Source organism: Ancylothrix sp. D3o (genome assembly GCF_025370775.1).
Lineage (GTDB): Bacteria > Cyanobacteriota > Cyanobacteriia > Cyanobacteriales > Oscillatoriaceae > Ancylothrix.
The window spans coordinates 1-20,937 of record NZ_JAMXEX010000026.1 but is presented as its reverse complement, the minus strand read 5'-3'; the positions used below and the strand labels follow the sequence as shown (position 1 = coordinate 20,937).

The window sequence follows — 20,937 nt, the reverse complement described above, 5'->3', positions numbered from 1 at the left end:
GTTAGTTTTTCTTGGCCATAGAAAGGTGATTGCTTGTTTCTGTTAGTTTTTCAGGGGCGAGTTTTTGTGACTGGTGAATAGGCAACTCTACTACAAAAGTGCTGCCTTCGCCAGGGGTGGAAAAACAATAAATTTTTCCGCCATGAGTTTGGGTGACAATTTGATGAGAAATCGATAAACCTAAGCCGGTACCGACGCCGATGGGTTTGGTGGTAAAAAACGGTTCAAAGACGCGGTTTTTAACTTCGGCGGAAATTCCTAATCCGTTATCAGAGATGGTAATGGAAACCTTATCCTCGGCAATTTTTTGGGTGGTGATGGCAATTTTTTTCTTGTCGGAAACGCTAGTTTTGTTATTTTCTTCACAGCATTGTAATTCTTTTACCAAAAGCGCATCGATGGCGTTGCCGAGTAAATTCATAAATACTTGGTTGAGTTGGTTGATGTGGCATTCCACCGGCGGCAAATCGCCGAACTGTTTAATAACTTCTATTTTTTGTTTATAGCGGTTGTGCAACATTACCAAGGTACTCTCAATACCGGCATTGAGATCGGCTTCTTTCATTTGTGCTTCATCCAAACGGTAGAAATTTCGCAGGTTTAAGACCAGTTCTCTAATTCGTTCGGCCCCAACTTTCATCGACTCCACCAGGCGAGGCAAATCTTCCAAAACAAAATCTATTTCTGTTTCTTCCAGTACATTTTCTAGGGCTGGATTTTTAGATGGATAGACGCTTTGATAGGTTTCTAATACTTTTAAAACCGCCTCTATGTGTTCTTCCACATAGGGTAAATTTCCATAAATAAAGTTGATAGGATTATTAATTTCATGGGATATTCCAGAGACCATTTGACCCAGCATTGCCATTTTTTCCATCTGTACCAAATGGTCTTTTAGCCTGTTGAACTCTGTCTGATTTTCTTCCAAAATCCTGTCTTTTTGGTTGATCTGTTCTGTGAGATCCTTAACTTTTTGCTCTAGGGCTGCATTTCTGTGTTCTAGGTCTGTTAATAGGTTGTTCATTTTTTTATCTCCTTTCGTTTTATTTCTGTGCTGGCTTTTTGGTCAGCCACTCAAATCTACCTTAGCGCTGTTAAATAAAGACTTTATCCGGGGTTGACTCAAGTTTTTTGGGCGGCTAGAATATGATAAAATTTTTTGGGTAAAAAGAAATAGCTAGGCTATAAGAAATACCTCTACCTGCAATAGGATCGGTTGGAGACGGCGATGAGTGCCGGTTGACCGTTCGATTTACAACCACTCCCCCGCTCTTAGAGGTAAGGCGACAGCAAGAAGGAAGGGGGCGCTTTTTCATTGATTTCGTCAGTGTGGCCATCGAGAGGGCAAGCAGACAGTTAGGTTAAGCGATCCAGCTTTTATAATTAGTTTATCTATAAATACAATGGTTTAACTGTGAGCGAGATCACGATGAAACCAGGGGTTTATGTGTTTATGTCTTTGGTTTGAGAAAACATTAGAACCCCCAACGGTGGGGCTGTTAGCACGATAGGAGATTTTTTAGCATAAAACCGATGAAAAAAGCTACCTCCCCATAGATGAAATTTGTGTCGGCTTGTCTCTACACTTTTGTTCAGACTCAGGCAAAAAAACCGATTTCTTGGAAAATTATTTAGAAACCGGTTTTTTGGCTTTGTCATGTTTTGTTTTAATTTTCTCTGGCTTTATTGTCTCTTGTAATTAAGTGTTGGAGTTATCATTTTTGCTGGGATAAGTGTCTTTACCGGCATTCCGTACATTAACAACTTTGCTCAGCAAATCAAACCAAAAAGATGAACCCATAGAAATTGCAATTCCGCTGATCAGCCATCCTAAAAATTGTCGCAAATAGGGAATTTGCCAGTTACGCTCTGCCTGTTCGCTGATATTTTGTGCGCCCCATCCCAGGGGTAAAGGTACATCGTCTAAAGCTCTTCTGACTTGGGTATTCAATGCTCTTAGAGATGTTGCATCAGTAGCGGGATTTTTGCTAACAATTTGTTGAGCATTTTGGCTAATGGCGGCTCGCAAAGCCGAGTTTTTTGACAAACTGCTGACTATATGAATTGTATCAGCATTGGCAACTATTGCAACGACTAAACCAATCAAAATCGCTACGCCTTTTGCATTACGTTTATAAACACCAGAGGCTCGCGTCATGGAACGATCAAACCAGGTTTCAACTTGTTCTTGTAAGTTGCGGATGTCTTCTTCGATGTTCAATGTGCCGGTTTTGGCGCGGCTGGCAAGTTCACTCAGGCTTTGTTTAAGTGCTAGTGGTAAGCTGTCAATTATTTCTACAATACCGCGATAGGTTGGGCTGTTTTTGTCTTGAAATATTTTTTCAAATTCTGCGTACACTACGGGATTTTTGGCAATAATTTGTACAACTTCGTTGAGGCTGGGTTTGAGGCTGGCAAGCAAGGCTTTTCTTTCACTTTCATGGAAATTATCTTGCCGGAATACTTCAAGCCGGTTGTAAAATGTTTCCAGTGTCGGATCATTTGCCGGTAATATCAACTGGCAGTTTTTAATAAAGCTCTCGACTTTTATTGCCAGCCGGTCAATTGTGCCATCAAGGGTAGTTCTTTGGGCTTTAAAATCTGCCAAAATTTCCTCAAAGCTTTCTCCCAATTTGGCAAACTCTTTCTGAAGTGGCCGTTTATTTTCTTCGGCGAGTTCGCTGTCTTGATAAATTTCGACAATTTGTTGCAGCAAGTTTTCTTGTTTGAATTTTTCAACTCGCCCATAGCTGATCATTTGCGCTAGTTCTTTGATTTTTAGTTTATCGATGAGGGTTCGGGCAAAAGTTTCTGGGGGAATATAAGAGGGGCCACTATTTTTCTCCCCAAAAACGTTTTGTTTGTTTGGAGACAATGAGCGAATTAAATTAATAATTCCGCCGCTAATTTTCCGAAATCCTTTTTCTATTGAGCCTTTTGCTTCTTGGTTTAAATCTCTAAGCAAAGGATGACCATAAAGCGAGTTAGCAAGGTGTCGGGCTGTCTGAGCTTCTGAAGTTGATTCTTCGGCACTTCCAGAAATTAGCACTTCAATGGATTTCTTTAAATGTTCTGCTCTCCATTGGAGGATAGTTGTTATTAATTCTTGAATTTCTGAGGCAAGTAAGCTTAATATCAGATAAGAAAAAATTAAGCCCAAGGCAATGTCTAAAATGACGGGTAAGTTCATTTTTTGTTGAACTCCTTTGTTTCGGAGGGTTTACAGGTGTGCGATGCGTAGCATCGATCCTCGGTTACTATAGAGCATAATCAGGAAATTGTCATAATAATTTAAAGAAATTTAAACTCAGGCATCACAGATTTTCTACAAGGGGTAGGGGATTGGGTTTAAAAAAGCCGATTTTTTGGATAAACCGGCTTTCTTAAAAAAAACAGACTAGCTGCGAATAAACTCTGAACTCACCAACATTGAACCAATACCAGCATCGCTCAAAATTTCTAACAGTAAAGCGTGGGGAACTCGACCATCAATAATGTGAGTGGCTTTCACGCCTTGGGCCAGAGAACGCACGCAACATTGCACTTTTGGAATCATTCCACCGGCCACTACACCTGTCGAAATCAAATGCCGTGCTTGTTGAATATCTAATTTGGGAATTAGGGTGGAGGGGTCTTTATAATTTTCCAAAATGCCGGCGGTATCTGTCAACAAAAGCAACTTTTCCGCCCCCAAAGCTGCGGCAAGTTCACCCGCTACTGTATCGGCATTAATATTATAAGCTTGACCGTTTTTATCGGCTGCTACACTGGAAACCACCGGGATATATTTATTGTTTACCAGAGATTCCAAAAGCCCAATATTTACCTGGCTAACTTCGCCGACAAAACCGATACCTTCCTTGCCTTCTGGTCGCGCTTCAAACAAGTTTCCATCTTTGCCACAAAGCCCCACTGCTTGACCACCGGCCTGATTAATTAAAGAAACGAGTTCTTTATTCACACGCCCGACTAAAACCATTTCTACCACATCCATTGTCGGCGCATCTGTGACTCGTAAACCGTCTTTAAATTGCGGTTCAATTCCTAGTTTATCCAGCCAACTATTGATTTCTGGGCCACCGCCATGAACGACTACGGGCCGCAAACCAACACAAGCGAGAAACACAATATCGCGGATAACTTTATCTTTGAGCGAACTGTCTTTCATTGCTGCACCGCCGTATTTTATCACAACAGTGCGACCGGCAAATTTTTGAATATAGGGCAGTGCCTCACTAAGCACTCGCACCCGCGTTGCATCATCTAAGTTAGTGATTTCTTGTTCGGTTAGCATGGGCGATCAATTGATAGAAATAGGATTAAATTGAGTTTACCGATCAAAGGGCCGGTGAACAATGTTTTTAGTTGTTGAAATTTTGACAATTTCTCACTAATTTAACTCCGCCGACTGACTTTGCTCTGGTTTTAACGCCTTGCGGATCTCCTCAAATGCAACTGCGGCAACTTGTTTGGGCGTTTGACCGGCTTCGACTCGGACGCGCACATCGGCTTGAGCATACAAATTTTGCCGACTTTCTAAAATGCTTTGCAGCTTTGCCATTGGGTCAGGATCTTGTAACAGAGGCCGACTGTTATCATCTTTTACTCTTGCATAAAGTTGTTCCACCGGCACATCCAACCACAGCACGACACCATGACGCAAATAACCCCAATTTTCCCGCCGCAAAACAATCCCGCCGCCGGTGGCTACCACTAAATTTTTATAGGCAGCAACTTCACCTAAAACTTTGCTTTCCAATTCTCTAAAAGCTGCTTCTCCTTCTTGGCCAAATATTTCTGTAATCGGCTTTCCTGCTACTTTCTCTATCATCTCATCTGTATCGACAAAGCGATAATTTAATTGGGCAGCCAATAGTCGGCCTGCGGTTGTTTTTCCCGCTCCCATCATGCCTATTAAATACAAATTCACGCCTTTTAATAAATCCGTCACCGGCCTTTATTCTCCTTGAGTGATTTTTCCTAATTTTACCTCATTTTAAGACAATTTTTGGCTAATTTTGTTAAGTTACTTATTTTAACATTTAGAAATTTTTAGAGACAGTTTTTCCTGTCGTGGCCGGTTTTGATTAATGCGTTTGTTATAATAAGTGCAGCATCTATCTAATTTAAAAATGAGTTCAGACATCTTAGAACAGGCCAAAATTGAATTGCAAGCTGGCAAGGTCGCCTTTGAGCGCGGAGAATACCGGCAATCAGTCCAGAAACTCGAAAAAGCGCGAGAACTGGTGGATCGAAACTCTCGTTTAGGGGGAGAAATTTTAATTTGGTTAGTTACGGCTTATGAAGCTGCGGATCAGCGTTCAGAAGCGCTTGCTTTATGCAGGGTACTAAATAACCATCCCCACATTGAAACACGAAAACAAAGTAAACGTTTACTCTCGATTTTGGAAGCGCCTAAACTGAGAAGTCGTCCTGAATGGCTGGTTGAAATTCCCGATTTAACCGGCCTTGAGGGAAGCGAAAACAATGCGAAAGGGGCCGGTGGTGGTAATTCTAATTCTACAGGAAAACGCTCTCAAAAATCGGAAAGCGAACCGTTAGACTTATCGCAAGTCAACACAAAAGATAATCGCTTTATTTGGCTGGCTTTAATTGTGGGAATTATCACTGTGGCCGGTTTGTTTTATTTCGCTCAGGCTTAATTTTTTTATACTTATTATTGGAAACCCTAACCCCAGAAACTTTTTCTGGGATAATTTTTCCATCCTATCAAAGCTTTTATAAAGAGGGCCGGTTTCTTACACCTGCCGTCCTAAGAAATACCCCGCATCACTGTTTAGCTATTGAGTGTAATCACACAAATTTGAGAAAATATTATTCACAATCTAGTCAGCATCCTCCATAATACCTGTATATTCAGTTGCAGCACAAAGGGGTTTTGCAGTGAATTATAAACACAAAAAAACACAGAGAAAATCCTCTGTGTCCTCTGTACTAAACAAACAAACCTAATTAGTGAGCCGAACCATTTCCATGATAATTATCACTATCATAGAAACCGTTTTTCGTGCCAAAAAACAGACAGGCAACCGTAAACACACCAGTCAAAACTACCAAAATTAATTTAACGTCCATTTGTTCTTCCCAAAATTGATTTCAAACAACAGATTCAAGCGCATTCATCCGCACACCCACCACAGCTTTATACTACCTGCTACAATAGAAGTTTAAAGCAGCATCGGTGCCGGTGTAAAACACCATGAATCCCACTCATTCTAACCGGATTGTAGACCATTTATGGTTAGCCCGTCCATCAACAGAAGTGGCCCCCGACTTGCTGGGTTGCGTTTTAGTCCGCCAATTTCCCGACGGGACTTTAATTCGAGGTACCATTGTTGAAACAGAAGCTTATGGGCCAGAAGATCCCGCCTGTCATGCCTACCGGCAACGCAGCAAACGCAACGAAGTAATGTTTGGGCCGGCAGGATTAGCATATATTTATTTAATCTACGGAATGTATCATTGCCTCAACATCGTCACCGATAAACAAAACATTCCCAGCGCCGTATTAATTCGCGCCTTGCAATTAGAAACTCTCCCCCCTTGGATAGATTTGCAAAAAAACCGCAAACTTCATCGCACCGCAGCCGGGCCCGGAAAACTTTGCAAAGTCTTGCTAATTGACCTTAGTTTAAACGGCACAAAATTAGACAACGGACAACCTTTTTGGTTAGAACACCGCACAAACGAATTCCAGCAAAATCTCGACCATCAAAATATCACCTTCACCCAAACTACCCGCATCGGTATTTCCCAAGGAAAAGAATTCCCCTGGCGCTGGTATATCACCCGCTGTCCCGCAGTTTCACAATTTGGTTGATAGGTAATTAGTGATTAGGGAAAAACACTTTTTAAACTCCCAACAGCGCTTTAAATTTCAATTGGTTTGCCCCGTTCTGTAAAACGAACTTCTTTAATTTTCCAAGCAGGATTACTTGTTAAAGTCTTCTTCAAACTGCCAAACAAAGCAAACTGCTCACAACTGGATAAAGACACAAACCGGCGCTTAGAATTTGGTGCAAGTCTAAAATCAATTGTCGCCACCCCCGTTTTTGCATCCACACTTACCCGATACCCCGCCACATCAAAATCCCCCGTATCGTAACGTTCTACCACCTTACCCGCAGCCGCCTCCATCGAAGACTTTGCCGGCACCTCAACTTTTTCTGGTACCAAAGACTGACAATCACTATCCGCCTTATAGACCATCACCGATACCATTTTCTCACTTGGCGTAGGTTTGGCAACCGGCGTCGGCGATGCTTTCAAAGGTTCCGTTGTAGCTGGTGTTGTCGGTGTCGGTGCAGGTGGTTGCTGCGTTTCTGGCACACAACCGGCCACAGATATCAACAACAAGCCGGTGATTAAAATTTTCTTTGCCTTCATAAAAAATATCACTCCCCAAAATTATATTTTTGCCCTAAAAACAGATTGTCGATTTCACCCGACTGAGATAACCTTGAAAATAGCGGATCTGCGGGTAGCAGAACCGATGTTGCATTTTTTGAAATCTATGGACCGAAGTCCATCACCAGACAGTAGTAATAAACTCCTCTAAGCTGGGTGGCCAAAATTGTCTCCCAGCGAGGGGGAGACATAGGAGGATGAATGTTAACCCAGGAAAAGGCTATTTCTTTTTCCGCCATTGCCGACCTGAATCAGCTTAAGCTGCAATTAAACAGTCAGCCGGCAGTTGATGTCGGAGAATATATTGCAGAACTGCCCCCCGAACGGCGAGCATTGGCATTTCGTCTGCTTTCCAAAGCGCAAGCGATTGATGTGTTTGAATACTTGCCGCCAGAAGTGCAAGAAGAACTACTCGAAGCTTTGCACGATGTGCAAGTATGTCAAATTATGGAAGCCATGAGCCCAGACGACCGGGCAGCCTTATTTGACGAACTGCCGGCCCGCTTGGTTAAGAGGCTATTGCAACAACTCAGCCCCAGCGAACGGCAAGCAACAGCAACTATTTTGGGGTATGACGAAGACACCGCCGGTCGAGTAATGACGACCGAATATGTGCGCCTGCGCGAAGGCTTGACGGTGCAAGAAGCCCTCGAAAAAATGCGTAAAAGCGACCAAGACAAAGAATCAATTTACTATGCCTATGTAACAGATGACAATCGTAAATTAGTCAGCGTTGTTTCTTTGCGGCAATTATTGTTTTCAATTCCAACAGCAAAAATTAAAGATATCGCCAGCGACAGGGTGATTAAAGCGCGGACAGAAATGCCCCAAGAAGAAGTTGCCAGGTTGTTGAAGCGGTATGATTTAATTGCATTGCCGGTGGTAGATCGAGAAGAACGGCTCGTAGGAATTGTGACTATCGATGATGTGATCGACATCCTCGAAGAAGAAGCCACCGAAGACATCCAAAAACTTGCCGGTGTCAGCGGCGGTGACGAAGCCGCATTGTCTCCTCCCCTCATTACCATCCAAAAACGCCTGCCTTGGCTGGTTGGGAATATTGGCTTGTATATTGGTGCCGCCAGCGCCATTGCACCGTTTCAGCAAGTGATTTCTGTGGTGCCGGTGTTAGCCGTTATTATGCCAATTTTGTCTAATGCCAGCGGAAACGTCGCCATTCAAGCACTTTCCGTCACAGTACGCGGCTTAGGAGTAGGCGAAGTTACCCCCAGCGATACCTTGCAGATATTACGCAAAGAACTCTTGGCAGGTGTAGGTACAGCCTTGGCTTTGGGGTTTTCTTTGGGGATTCTTTCCCTGATTTGGTCGCCGGCCAATGAGCGCTGGGTATCGATTGTTGCTGCTTTGGTGATGGCCATTAATGTTTTTGTAGCGGCAACTATGGGAACTTTGTTACCAATGGGGCTCAAACGAGTTAATCTTGATCCGGCCTTGATCAGCGGCCCACTGTTGACCACCCTGCTTGATGCCGTTGGGTTCTTAACATTTTTGTCGCTGATTTCTCTGGCGCTACAAATTGTTCGATAATTAGTCATTGGTCAAGTGTCAATTGTCATTGGTCATGGGTCATTAGAAAAAAAACATCTTCCCACAAACGACAAAGGACAATTGACAAATGACTAATGACAAAGGACTCATTTTTATTTTATGCCTACAACTACTTGGAATCGCCGGCACGTTTTGTCTTTAGCTGATTTTTCTTCCCAAGAATACGACACTGTTTTACAAACGGCAGGGAGTTTTAGGGAAGTGTTATCTCGTCGGCTTAAAAAAGTCCCAACGCTACAAGGTCAACTGGTGGCAAATTTATTTTTTGAACCTTCCACTCGCACTCGCAGCAGTTTTGAATTAGCGGCAAAACGTCTTTCTGCTGATACGCTTAATTTTGCTGCTTCTAGTTCTTCTTTGACAAAAGGTGAGACGATTTTAGATACGGCTAAAACTTATTTGGCGATGGGGACGGATATGATGGTGATTCGTCATAAACAGGCCGGTGTTCCTCAAGCAATTGCAATGGAAATGGATCGTTTGGGGGCAAAAGTTGGGGTTTTAAATGCCGGTGATGGTCAGCATGAACACCCGTCTCAGGGGTTGCTTGATTTATTTACAATTTGCTGTATTTTAGATAGTAACAATCCGCGTTTATCACTTTTGGAAGGAAAAAAGATAGCGATTGTTGGCGATATTTTGCATTCGCGGGTGGCGCGTTCAAATATTTGGAGTTTGACTGCCAGTGGTGCGGAGGTTCATTTGGCGGCGCCTCCGACTTTGTTGCCTCAATTATTTGCGGAATGTGGGGAAAACCGGCCAGGGAAGTTATTTTTGCATTACTCAGTCGAGCCGGCTTTACAAGATGCTGATTTTGTGATGACTTTGCGGCTGCAAAAAGAACGGATGGAGCAGAATCTTTTGCCGAGTTTACGGGAATATCATCAACTTTTTGGGATTACACGGGAACGGTTGAAAATGTGCAAGTCTAATGTAAAAGTTTTGCATCCGGGGCCGGTGAATCGTGGGGTTGAAATTTCTTCGGATTTGATGGATGACCCGGAATTCAGTTTAATTTCGCAACAGGTAACAAGTGGGGTGGCGGTGCGGATGGCCTTGCTTTATTTGATGGGAGGAGGTAAAGCAGAAAAGTAGAAATTATTCCCACCATTGGGCCGGTGGGCTTTGTCCAGCCAACAAAAAGATTTTAAAATTAAGGATGAGTATGAGTGTTTCGGTGTTGCGGTTTTTAAGTGAAATTACCTCTTATCCGGGTGATAACTTTGCGATGACGTTTGCGCCTTTGTCGCTTCAGGATGTGTACGCGCTGGCGGACGATCCGGGGAATGGGGCAGTGGTGGTGATGAGCGGTACGGTGCGGAATCAAACGGATGGTAAGCCGGTGGTGTTTTTGGAGTATCAGGCGTATGAACCGATGGCGCTGCGGGTGTTTGCTCAAATAGCCGCAGAAATACGAGTCCGGTGGCCTGATGTTCGCCGGGTGGTGATTCATCATCGGACGGGTAAGTTAGAAATAGGCGAAATTAGTGTGTTGGTGGCGGTGGGGTGTCCGCATCGGGGTGAGGCTTTTGAGGCGTGCCGGTTTGCAATAGATACGCTTAAACACAATGCCCCAATATGGAAAAAAGAGCATTGGCAAGATGGATCAAGTAATTGGGTGAGTATTGGTGCCTGTATCTTGGGAGGAAGTTGTTAAAATACTGAAAAAATAAACATCAATTGACTGTTGAAAAATTCCTGTAGGGGCCGTGCAAGAGAGGGCTGTTTCATTATCCCGAACAGAATGCTAGAATTGGCGGACAGCTTTTTTTGAGTTAATGATGAAAACAAATCTGGGATAATAACTTTGGCTTAGATTTTCCAACAAAAACTCAAATAGCTATCGCCAATAATATCAATTATTTGTGGTTTTCCTTCTAGCGTAACCTTGAGTTGTCCAGCACTAAGATTCGGAACATGAAGATCAAACCACAAATTACCTCACACGGGCACCAGAAAGCGATTATGTGTGGCTTCCTGTTGCCCAGCACTTGACAACTTCAAAGCATAATTAGATTGAGTCGAATCGTAACCCACCCCCGTCAAAAAATTGGGGTCAAGAGAAGTAATTTCGCTCCACTCTACCAAATGTTGTTGAGAAAGATTTTGAGTAGTATTTTGAGGGCCATTATAAAAAGACCAACCGGGTATATTTTGCTGACTAAACCGACTACTTATTGCATCAAAATTGCCGTTAAATAAAGTAGGTACCGCAAAATCTCCCTGCATCCTTGCTTCAGCAGAGTTATCAAAATTAACCGGCGTGCGAACTCCTAGTAAAGGGAATTGACGCTTATCCTTACCCCCACCTAAAGCTGAGTAAAACCAACCCGTACCAATTCCCTCCCAAGGAGCATTTTGAGACCCGTGAATATAAGGATATCCTCGATAATCCGGCGTGTACCAAATCTTATCATTATTAGGAATTCGGTCTGCCGCTTCTAAATCCCCAAGCCGACGGTAAATTTTTTCTTTCGGACTTCTATCTTGTAGAGGTGGCAGTTCAGTAGCATTAAGATTCGCTGTTCCTGCATACCAAGCTAAAGTTTTGCGGTGTGGACTATTCTCTGTATCATAAAGGGCAAATGCTGCTCTGTTATTTAAAGAAACATTTAAATCTGCTTCTTCAATAGCTCGTCCATTACGAGTATCAGTTCTAGGTTGCTCAAAGGGCGCGACATTTTGATAAAAATTATCAGCAAAAGTGACATTTTCTGTAACTTTAATTGTCGGGTCATTGCGACTGTGGAACCCGCGCCTGTTTTGACTGCTGGGTAAAATCGTGTCGAATACAGAGATCAAAATTTGGTGTGTCGTTTTAGCTTTGACCTATCCATCTTTTTATCTATTGGCCTCCTTTAGATAAAGACGGTATTATAGAGAATAAAATAATTAATTTGGTAGAAAATTATGGATGCTGAAGAATTACTGAGAAAATACGCTACTGGAGAAAGAGATTTTGCGGGCGTTGACCTCAGTGGAATAGTGCTGATCAAAACTTATGATGACGAATTAATCGGACGATATCAAATCAGAGAAGATTCTTGGCCCGATGGAGCTATTTTGCGTGGCATCAACTTGAGTGGGGCCAATCTCGAAGGAGCTAATCTCCAAAAAGTTGATTTGATGGGAGCCAATCTCAGCGGAGCCAATTTAGCAGGAGCTAACTTACATGGCGCTCGGCTTAACGAAGCTTTACTGAGTGGAGCCAATCTTAGAGAGGCTGTGCTTTGCTGGGCTCGTTTGCGTGAAACTAATTTGAGTAAAGCAGTTTTAGAGTGGGCGAACTTGGGCGGTGCTTACTTAAATGGAGCAGTTCTACAACGGGCCAAGCTTAGGGGTGCCCATCTATCTACTGATGAGTGTATTGATGTTGACTTCAGTGGGGCTGATATGAGGGAAGCTAGCTGTAGCTTTTGTTCTCCTAGAGAAAGGTGTAATTTTAGCAAAGTTAACTGGAATCGAGCGCAGATGCAACAATGTATGTTTGTCGATTGCGATTTTACTAAGGTTAGTTTTAGGAAAGCTAGAATCTTGGAAGTGACATTTCTTCGGTGCAATTTGGCGGGGGTAAACCGTATGGGAATTCTAGCTCCTGAGTGTTATATGAAGGATTCTATTCACCCGAACGGCAAGTGGGTGAGTTACTGTTCACTTCAACCTAGTCAATAACCGCCGAAATTTTCGCCGGATACAGACGATGCCTGTATCCCCAATCTTTTTCAAAAGGGATCGCGAAAGCGCACAAGAGATGTATTCTTAATCGATTGTTTGTCTAAAGACTCTGGCACGTTAGATAAAAATTGGTACTGGGGAGATATATCTGGCAGATCTCCATTAAGTAAGTTTTCCAGGTTTGGGATCGATTGCGCTTGATACCCACTTCTTGCATCGTTACCTAACTCGGTTGCGTTTTTTAAGAATCTTTGTAAGTTCTGGGAGAGCCACTCGCAAAGTTGATTACTCAGATGCCGGTGCATGAGTGATGCGGCAGAATATAGAGTATTCAAAAAAGTGCTATTGTTGATTGTGTAAAGAGATACAGCAGTCGAGTTATGGACAAAGAAAGAATTACAACAGAAGAATTACTTAGACGATATGCGGCTGGTGAGCGAGATTTTCAAAACATCATTTTAGAGTATGCTAACTTGAGCGGAGTTGAACTGCAAAATATTGATTTGAGGGGCGCTCAATTTAACTATGTCAATTTGAGCGGGATCAACTGGAATCAATGTAAGTTGCGAGCGGCTCGCTTTTGGTACTGTAACTTCACAGATGCCAAATTTTCGTTTTGTGATTTGGAAAGCACGAGGTTTTTTGACTGCAATCTAAGCGGGGCTAATACGAATGGATGCAACTTGACTTGGACCCATTTTATTAGAGTAAACCTTCAAGGTGCTAAATTAGATGGCTCTTGCGAAGAGCCTTGCGAATTCTGGGATGTTATTCGGTGGGACGGAGTTTTCATCCCTGGTCATAATTACACTATATAATGTTTTCCTAAACCAACAAGAGATATCGCACATTTTTTTTAGTAGCATTATCCAAAAAGTGTAAGGAAAATTATCTCGGCTAGAAAGAAGCCTAGAACTAAGGTAGAAGATAATATCTACCTTGATTGTTCAAAGCAACCTAAATGTTTTCTGGCAAATTTGACAGAAAATCAAAATTAAACGCATAATTACGATACCTGTTCCTTTCGTTTAGAATCTTTGTGAGTTCTGGAAGAGTAACTCTCCAAGTATCTGGGTTCCTCCAAGCCGTTGCATTAGTTATGTTACTGCGAACGCTGTCCAAAAAGGGAGAAAACACATCATTATTAAGCGGATTTGCAATCCCATCTGAGGATACATTATTCCAATCTGGTTCTGCTATGTTGGGCGTCATATATGCGAAAGTTTCTATGCTTGACGAAGTAACATCAAATCCTAGTTGTTCCACAGCCATAATTGTTTTCCACGTCCATCTAGGGATGTGAATTTCTCTGGTTGATAAACTGCTAGGGTTTGTATTTCCCTGATTGATATACTCGCCATTGAAAATGTCATCAAGCAACTCTGGAACATTCGTTTTCTTTTGAGGATTTGGATCGTCACCAATAGCTCCAGCGAAAATGTAAAGCTGTTGTCCCTGAGTAACCCTGGGAGCTACTACTTTATTTTCTATATTGAACCAAGCAGAAGCATCTCCTAAATTGTTTCCTCCAGGGATAAAAATTCGATTATTATCCATTGACTGGGCAATCAAATTAGTTGTTAAGTAGGTTGCTAACTGGTCTTTGGGATGTCTCACTCTATCTCTGTCAGGAGACAAATGACCTCGATCCATTCCCAAACGAGTAAAGATATTTCCATCATAGGTAAACAAGCCACTAGCCAATAAATCTGGATCGGTTATAAATTCAGGTCTTTGTATTAACCCATTGGGTAATTCTCCTAGTTGTGTATCTGGTCTTGTCGCCCATATTTTGTCTACTTTCCAACCAACCCAGTTGGCAATTTTGGTATCAGCATTGTAAGACACTGCGTACTGTGGCTTTTCAAGCAGCAAGTTGTTTTGATATGTACTGTTGCTAGGATTCCATCTAGCTTCAGTGGGATTGCCAAATTTGAGATGGTCGCTCTTGAAGAAAACATTATCTATGTAAGCGGAACCGCCACCGTCTAAAGAAAAGGTTATTTTTGCTGGCTTACCTAGAAACTCTGCGATTTCTGAATCAGTGAGGTTTAACTTAAGTTGGAATGTTTCAAATCCTCTTCTTCCAAACCCAATCTTATTTTCGATATCCGAGTAGATATCCTTAATATTCTGAATTTGATTGTTAGTGCTGTCAATCAAAAAGTTTGCATCCTGTGCCAGATTGATAGTTACGTTTTTGCTTTGTCCGTCTATCGTTTCCAGCTTTACATTCAGTTCTCCACTCTGAACGGGAGCAAAAACATCGAACCGTAAATTACCCCACTCAGGAATAACAAACCAATCACGAGTAGCTTGGGTTGGGTTAGATCCTCCCAGTTGTAAAGCATAGTTGGGAGCAGCATTTGAGTAGGGGGTAGACCCCGGAATATCTTTAACATCAATTAAAGCGCTTTGTTTAAGTGGGTTATTTGGCCTATCAATGTACCAACTGGGAATATTTTGGCTGCTATACTGGTAAACAATTGCATCAAAATTGCCATTAAAAATTGTGGGAACCGAAAAATCTCCTCGCATTGCCGGTATTGGAGTGTTATCTTGATTGACTGATATTCGCTTATCTTCTAAATAGTCTTTCCACCCATCGCGGGGATAGCTAAATTCAATAATCTCATCTTTGCTAAATTTATATCCATCCAAATTGTAGGGACGTAATTCATCACCACCGGCCAAAACTGAATAAAACCAACCGCTACCAATTCCTTCCCAAGAAGCGTTATCATCACCGTGATTAAAATCAGCATTCGTATGGTCTGGAGTGTAGGAAGGAAGTTGATTATCTGTTAAATCTCCTTTTCGGCGATATACATCTTCATTCTGGTTGAGATTATTAGTACCGGCATACCACGATAAAGAACTTCTATGGGGCGCACCAGTCTCTATATCTTGATCAAAACCAGCCCGGTTGCTGAGGTCTACATTCCAATCAGCACTTAAAATCTCTTCTCCCTTGAGCATATCATCACTGCCGGTTAATTGGTAGTAATTGTCAGCATAAGTAACATTATTCCAGACTTTTATTTCGGGATCGTAAATATTCCGAAACACGCCCGCTGGAGAATTAACGTCATCGTAATCATGGGGGTCTATTGTTGTCATTTGGAGGTCACGTTGGGAGGGATAAAAGCCCCCAGCATTTGGGAAAAACGTCCCTAAACGCTGTACAATTTCAGTATTGACAACGGCACCTTGACCAAAACCAATAAAATGCAGGGGTGAATTAAAAATAGCGCCTTGAGTACGAATAAGATTTCCGTTTTCATCATAAAGACGACCATCCATTCCGACTGAACCACCGTGCTGTTGATCCAATTGCACCAACCCAGCAAATAACGAATCTGCTGCTGCTTCGGCAAAACCACCATTATAGAGATTGCTAGGATCAATTCCTTGCAGCCAATCAGCTAACAACACTAGCGGTTTTCCATAGTTCAGATTTGCAAAATTAGGTATCGAACTATTGCCGTTATAACTAACAGGTTGCCATGTACCAATTGCCGGCTTATATTCCAGAACATTCCCACCAAGTTTTTGAATATGGTCTACTATTGTCTTGAGTTTTTTATTGATTAATTGGCTATTTTCAGTATTGCCGGGTTCTAAACCCCGACTTAAAACTGTGACGCTACTAAAAGTATTAGGATTAGTAGATTCTGGTAATGGCACATTATATTCTTCATCCTCAAAAATATAGGTCGCCGGCTGATTTTTAAGCTTAACCTTCACAGCCCAATGGTAAGTCTGTCCCGCCGTTAACATCCGGTCATCTGGAAGACTAAATTCATACTTTGACCCTTCCTTACTACCACCATTCCAACTCCAAACACCCCCCTTCCATCTAGCCGTCAATACACGATTAGGATTATAATCAACCCGCTCTATTCCATCAGTAGGAGTCCATCTTTCCGGCAACAAACCATTATCTTTATCAAAAACACTCACATACAAATTAACTTCCTCAATTTCTTCATCTTTGAGCGGATCAATACACATCCCAGCTTCCGGCAATTCACCCTCCTTTTTCCCCTCAAAATTCCATGTAAACCTTGGCTTAAGCGGGTCGCCACTAACATCAACCGGCAACAAATTCACCGGATTTCTTACCGAAGCCATAGCCACACTAAAAGGACTTCCCCCCGTTGTCAAAGGCGGCGTATTTGAAACAGTCGGCACTCCAAAAGGAATTTTATTTAGCAAAGAATTTAGGGGATTTCCTATATCCTTAAAATCCGCCGCTATACTAATCGCCGGATTAAGATCATCAATGGGAGTAGTCGTTAAATCGCCAGTGGGATTTTGGACAGTTTTCAAAACTTCCTTAATATCAAACATCAAACTACTTTCTATCCCCGGATAAGCAGCCGTTAAATACCTTCCATCACTTGAAATAGCTAACCCACTTGTTAATCCATTAGGAATTGGTCGTGTAGCTGCCACTAAACGAGGATTTGACCCCAAAGCATCTTCAATGATACCAATATTAGAGCCGGCTCTAACTCCATCAATACTCTCCATTCCGCTTGCAAACCCACGCCCATTACGAGCAGCAACAAACGCATAATCTTTGCCCGTTAAAGCATCCCGCATCACCGTTACAGCAACAGCCTCATTCACATCAAAATAATCAGTAGCAAAGCCTAAATTCATCCCAGCATAATTGACAGTTGCAGCAAAACTTTTAGGATCATTATTCGTAATCGTCAAAACTCCATAACCTTTCGATTCATCAAAACGATTGGTAAAAACCATTTTAAATGGATCAGGAGTAGCAGAGATTCCTTCCAAACCAGCACCCACAACAATTCTCCCAATTTCTTTGTGCCAATTACGTTCATTATTACCATTAGCTACAGGCCGATCCTGGGGGTCAATATTAATTACCAAAATTTGACCAATACCAGAGGTGCTACTATCAGATGTCGTTGCAAATAACCGCTTCCCATCACCGCTAATCGCCATTTGGCTGATGCCATTGTTTGCATTGTTAAAAACAATCGTCCCAATACACTTATTATAGTTAGGTGAAAAAGGATTTATATCAAGCACATAAACTGCCCCACGCTGTCTTTCAGCAACATAAGCATACTGATCCCTATAATCTATAACAATAGAAGACGGCCTAGCACCCGTTGGCAAATTAATCAAATTTGTAACCCCTAATTCGGAATTACTATTTAACTGCTTTAATCCCATCACATCCACCACAGCAATTCGACCAGAGCTTTGCAACGCCACATAAGCGCGAGAGGCATTACTTGTGACAGCCGCATACCGAGGAATATCTCGTTGATCAGGAGTACCTACTCCTATAGAACCTATCAGTAAATCCCGACTGCTAGTTTGTTCAACTACCGTGCGAGGGTTGAGAGCATTTAATATGCTCACTTGATCTCTAAATGGCTGAGGAACTACTGCTACTTCAACACAGATATCAACAGGAATTTTAGCTTTCTGGCTTTCCTCTTCCTCGACTGTCCCAATAATGGACTGGAACTTTCGAGAAACTGAAATTTCAGCCTCTCTATAAGGTACAAAGTCGGTAACAACGGCAATTTTTCCTTTCTCCAATTCTGTCAACCCCGGAGATTCTGGTAAAATTGTACCGGGGTAAATTCTTCCGCCAAAGTGGAAATTTGCTTTAAAATCATTGATATTTGAACCAAAATTATCTCCGCTCAAGTATATAACTCGCCCCGTTACAGTTTGTGGATTTTCTGCGCTAGGCGGTGGAATCATTACCTCAATTTGATTGAGATTAGGAGCAGTTGGAGTCAAAGGAGGAGAAGGAATAGATGCGCTAAGTGTAGAAATTTGACCGGGGTTTATGGCGACTCCACTTTCTGTTTTATAGGGTAGTCCTACTTTGGGAATTGTTAATACTGTTACGGATCTTTCTGCGGCATCTAATAATAAGGGAACTGTTGCATACAACGCACCCCCTACTGCTGCTACCCCCACCCCAAAAAGACCAAGCTGTTTAGGCCCAAAAGCAGCAATAGCGAACCCAGATACTATTAAAATAGCTGCCGCTGCATCAGCAGCAATTGCAAATTGCAAACGCTCTACAGAATACTCAAATTTAGGAATGGCTATCGTGTATTCCCCAGATATAGAAGCACCTTGCCAAGGTGGCGATGAAGTGCGTATCATTCCATCATTTCCAACTATCCCCGATTCTTCTACCAACCACATCGTCTTCATGGTGCCAGTTTCGTCTGGTAGCGAGACTTTCCGCATGAAGAAAACTTCAGTACCGGCAGCTACATTTTGTGGTGCAGGAATTGCTAATTGCACTGGCACATCTAATGGCTCAGATCCTAATTCTAGTTGAAAAGCGCCGGCAAACGAAAAGTTATCAGGCACCGCTAATGACAATTGTTGTTCGCTTAGTTGTTGAATACTAACTGGTGTATCTTCATTTAAAGAACCAGGTGCTACCATTACCATTGCACCATCATCTGAGCGTACACCACCGCCATTAGCATTAATTATTGTTTGATTATTTTGAGGTATTTGTACTCTTATCGGCATCACTTCATCAGCTACACCATTTATGATTGTAACAGTGGCAAATCCTTCTTTTAAACCTGTAACTTCCCCATCCGCAGTCACGCTTAATATATTCGAGTCACTTACAAAATACCGCGTTCCAGAAGATGCTGTTTTTAAATCTGGTGTTTCTACAACATCGTTGACTCCTACTAACAGTTGCCGTTTCCCTCCCACTGTCAGAGTTACGGCATCTGGATAAGCATCTAATCCGTTCATTTCTGCTAAAGCTTGGTTAAATTCACTATCATTTTTAGGGATAGGTATTTCCCCAGCACGAATTGCTGTTACCGCCGAAATATTATTACGCTTCACACTTAAAACCGTCGTTCCCTCGGAAGATGCTGTAACATCTCCACTTGCTGAGATTTGGGCTATTTGTGCATTTTCTGTGGCATAAGTTAAATAAGAATCTGGTAAAACCACATCTTCTGCATCAGCAAAATCTCCTTGAACTTCTAAAGAAATTGTTTCTCCCACATTTAGCTGTTTCTTACTTTTAATAATTTCTAAATTTATCAGAGGCGCATCTGATACATTAATATTTATTGTCTCAGAAGCTTTATAATACCCATCATCTACTGAGATTTCAAAACTCCCCACTCCTGCAAAATTTGAGGCCGGTTTAAATACAACTGTTTGACCATTATTAAGTGTTTCTAATGTCCCGTTAACTGGATTACTAATACTGTAAGCTAGTGCATCATTATCAGCATCACTCACAAACTTACCTAAATCAATAGTTGTTTCTAATTCTTGATGAGTCAGAATATTTGACGGTGTAATAACTGCCGGTGTATTAGCAACAAATCCTAGATTTTGATTCAACAGTTCCAGATCACTATTATTAATTACTCCATCCCGGTTTATATCTAAATTTAGAGAATATCCAGTATTATTTGATGTAATTCCTAAACTTTGGTTTAACAACTGTGCATCTGTTGCATCCACTTTTTCATCCAGGTTGATATCACCGGCCACTGTTAATTGCAAACCATATTGCCCATTGTAGAGACGTTCTGCCAGAACGTCTGTACTATTGAGACCGGTTAAATTAATTGTATTTTGTCCTGCTGTATTAAAAGCAAAAAGTGCGTAGGAATTATTAGTATTATTTTGGCTAACTAAAGGCGTTAATCCTGGTATTGTCGGCACAGCAGGCTGGAAATTACTACCACTCAGAGCGGCTACTGACATACTGATTAATACAGTATCACTGGCAGTTGAAGTAATTTCCGAGTTTCTGAGATTAAATGTAAATTGTTGGCTTTGTCTTGGTCTGAGTGTACCATTAATAACTTGACCATTAAATTGATAAATACCCCCAATATCTGTAACGGGTATAACTTCAGGTTCTAAAGTAAAAGCCAGAGTGAATGTATTAGAAACTGCTCCATATTTATCAATTGCTTGCAGATGCAGAGTATGCTCTCCCTCTGGTAAAGCTTGACCATAAATTGTTTCTAGTTGTTGCCGGTTTAATGAAAATGTCCCATCTGGATTAATTAAACTTACAATATCAGTATAAGTACCAACTGATGTGTTATTAAATCTTGCCCGCAGGCTGAATATCTTACTACTATCTGTAACAATTCCTGAAATTGTAGGGTCAAAGGTTATTTTATCTGTATTATTTTCTCCTGTATCATTAGCTAAAGCTGCTTGGAGAGTGGGGGGTATTGTATCAGCAGTATT

15 protein-coding genes are annotated in these 20,937 nt (G+C 41.8%); 7 read left to right on the top strand and 8 right to left on the bottom strand.

Annotated elements, in window-relative coordinates; translation table 11 throughout:
- Nucleotide 1: 1 nt before the first annotated feature.
- From NG798_RS23650 to NG798_RS23635, 4 genes are all read right to left on the bottom strand, one after another.
- Nucleotides 2-1,024, bottom strand: a complete 1,023-nt coding sequence (locus NG798_RS23650; protein ID WP_261226176.1) for a sensor histidine kinase — start codon at nucleotides 1,022-1,024, stop codon at nucleotides 2-4.
- Between the two features lie 675 nt (nucleotides 1,025-1,699).
- Nucleotides 1,700-3,190: a hypothetical protein gene (locus NG798_RS23645; protein WP_261226175.1), complete on the bottom strand. Its 1,491-nt coding sequence runs from the start codon at nucleotides 3,188-3,190 to the stop codon at nucleotides 1,700-1,702.
- A gap of 207 nt (nucleotides 3,191-3,397) precedes the next feature.
- Entirely contained in the window at nucleotides 3,398-4,294 is an 897-nt protein-coding gene (argB, locus tag NG798_RS23640) for an acetylglutamate kinase (protein WP_261226174.1), read from the bottom strand.
- Between the two features lie 96 nt (nucleotides 4,295-4,390).
- Complete coding sequence (locus NG798_RS23635) at nucleotides 4,391-4,951, bottom strand: shikimate kinase (protein WP_261226173.1); 561 nt, start codon at nucleotides 4,949-4,951, stop codon at nucleotides 4,391-4,393.
- 181 nt (nucleotides 4,952-5,132) lie between these two features.
- On the opposite strand from NG798_RS23635, the gene NG798_RS23630 reads away from it, so the two are divergent.
- Entirely contained in the window at nucleotides 5,133-5,663 is a 531-nt protein-coding gene (locus NG798_RS23630; RefSeq protein ID WP_261226172.1) for a hypothetical protein, read from the top strand.
- Between the two features lie 310 nt (nucleotides 5,664-5,973).
- Here the strand turns inward: NG798_RS23630 and NG798_RS23625 are convergent, their stop codons facing one another.
- Nucleotides 5,974-6,096: a hypothetical protein gene (locus NG798_RS23625; RefSeq protein WP_261226171.1), complete on the bottom strand. Its 123-nt coding sequence runs from the start codon at nucleotides 6,094-6,096 to the stop codon at nucleotides 5,974-5,976.
- Nucleotides 6,097-6,220: 124 nt separating this feature from the next.
- Between NG798_RS23625 and NG798_RS23620 the strand changes: the two genes are divergently transcribed.
- A complete protein-coding gene (locus tag NG798_RS23620) occupies nucleotides 6,221-6,841 on the top strand; it encodes a DNA-3-methyladenine glycosylase (protein ID WP_261226170.1) in 621 nt (206 codons plus the stop codon).
- A 50-nt stretch (nucleotides 6,842-6,891) separates the two neighbouring features.
- Here NG798_RS23620 and NG798_RS23615 read toward each other — a convergent pair whose 3' ends face one another.
- Complete coding sequence (locus NG798_RS23615; protein WP_261226169.1) at nucleotides 6,892-7,407, bottom strand: GerMN domain-containing protein; 516 nt, start codon at nucleotides 7,405-7,407, stop codon at nucleotides 6,892-6,894.
- Nucleotides 7,408-7,629: 222 nt separating this feature from the next.
- On the opposite strand from NG798_RS23615, the gene mgtE reads away from it, so the two are divergent.
- From mgtE to NG798_RS23600, 3 genes are all read left to right on the top strand, one after another.
- The gene (gene mgtE / locus NG798_RS23610; RefSeq protein WP_261226168.1) at nucleotides 7,630-8,976 is read left to right on the top strand and encodes a magnesium transporter; all 1,347 of its coding nucleotides are present in this window, start codon (nucleotides 7,630-7,632) and stop codon (nucleotides 8,974-8,976) included.
- A gap of 120 nt (nucleotides 8,977-9,096) precedes the next feature.
- Entirely contained in the window at nucleotides 9,097-10,092 is a 996-nt protein-coding gene (locus tag NG798_RS23605) for an aspartate carbamoyltransferase catalytic subunit (protein WP_261226167.1), read from the top strand.
- A 70-nt stretch (nucleotides 10,093-10,162) separates the two neighbouring features.
- Nucleotides 10,163-10,654: a molybdenum cofactor biosynthesis protein MoaE gene (locus tag NG798_RS23600; protein WP_261226190.1), complete on the top strand. Its 492-nt coding sequence runs from the start codon at nucleotides 10,163-10,165 to the stop codon at nucleotides 10,652-10,654.
- Between the two features lie 284 nt (nucleotides 10,655-10,938).
- On the opposite strand, the gene NG798_RS23595 is transcribed toward NG798_RS23600, so the two are convergent.
- Nucleotides 10,939-11,799: a hypothetical protein gene (locus NG798_RS23595; protein WP_261226166.1), complete on the bottom strand. Its 861-nt coding sequence runs from the start codon at nucleotides 11,797-11,799 to the stop codon at nucleotides 10,939-10,941.
- A gap of 108 nt (nucleotides 11,800-11,907) precedes the next feature.
- On the opposite strand from NG798_RS23595, the gene NG798_RS23590 reads away from it, so the two are divergent.
- Together NG798_RS23590 and NG798_RS23585 are read left to right on the top strand one after the other, a co-directional pair.
- Nucleotides 11,908-12,669, top strand: a complete 762-nt coding sequence (locus NG798_RS23590; RefSeq protein WP_261226165.1) for a pentapeptide repeat-containing protein — start codon at nucleotides 11,908-11,910, stop codon at nucleotides 12,667-12,669.
- Between the two features lie 383 nt (nucleotides 12,670-13,052).
- On the top strand, nucleotides 13,053-13,490 hold the full coding sequence (locus tag NG798_RS23585; protein WP_261226164.1) for a pentapeptide repeat-containing protein: 438 nt from the start codon (nucleotides 13,053-13,055) through the stop codon (nucleotides 13,488-13,490).
- A gap of 139 nt (nucleotides 13,491-13,629) precedes the next feature.
- Here NG798_RS23585 and NG798_RS23580 read toward each other — a convergent pair.
- A partial coding sequence (locus NG798_RS23580) for a DNA/RNA non-specific endonuclease (protein WP_261226163.1) occupies nucleotides 13,630-20,937 on the bottom strand: 7,308 nt, incomplete at its 5' end.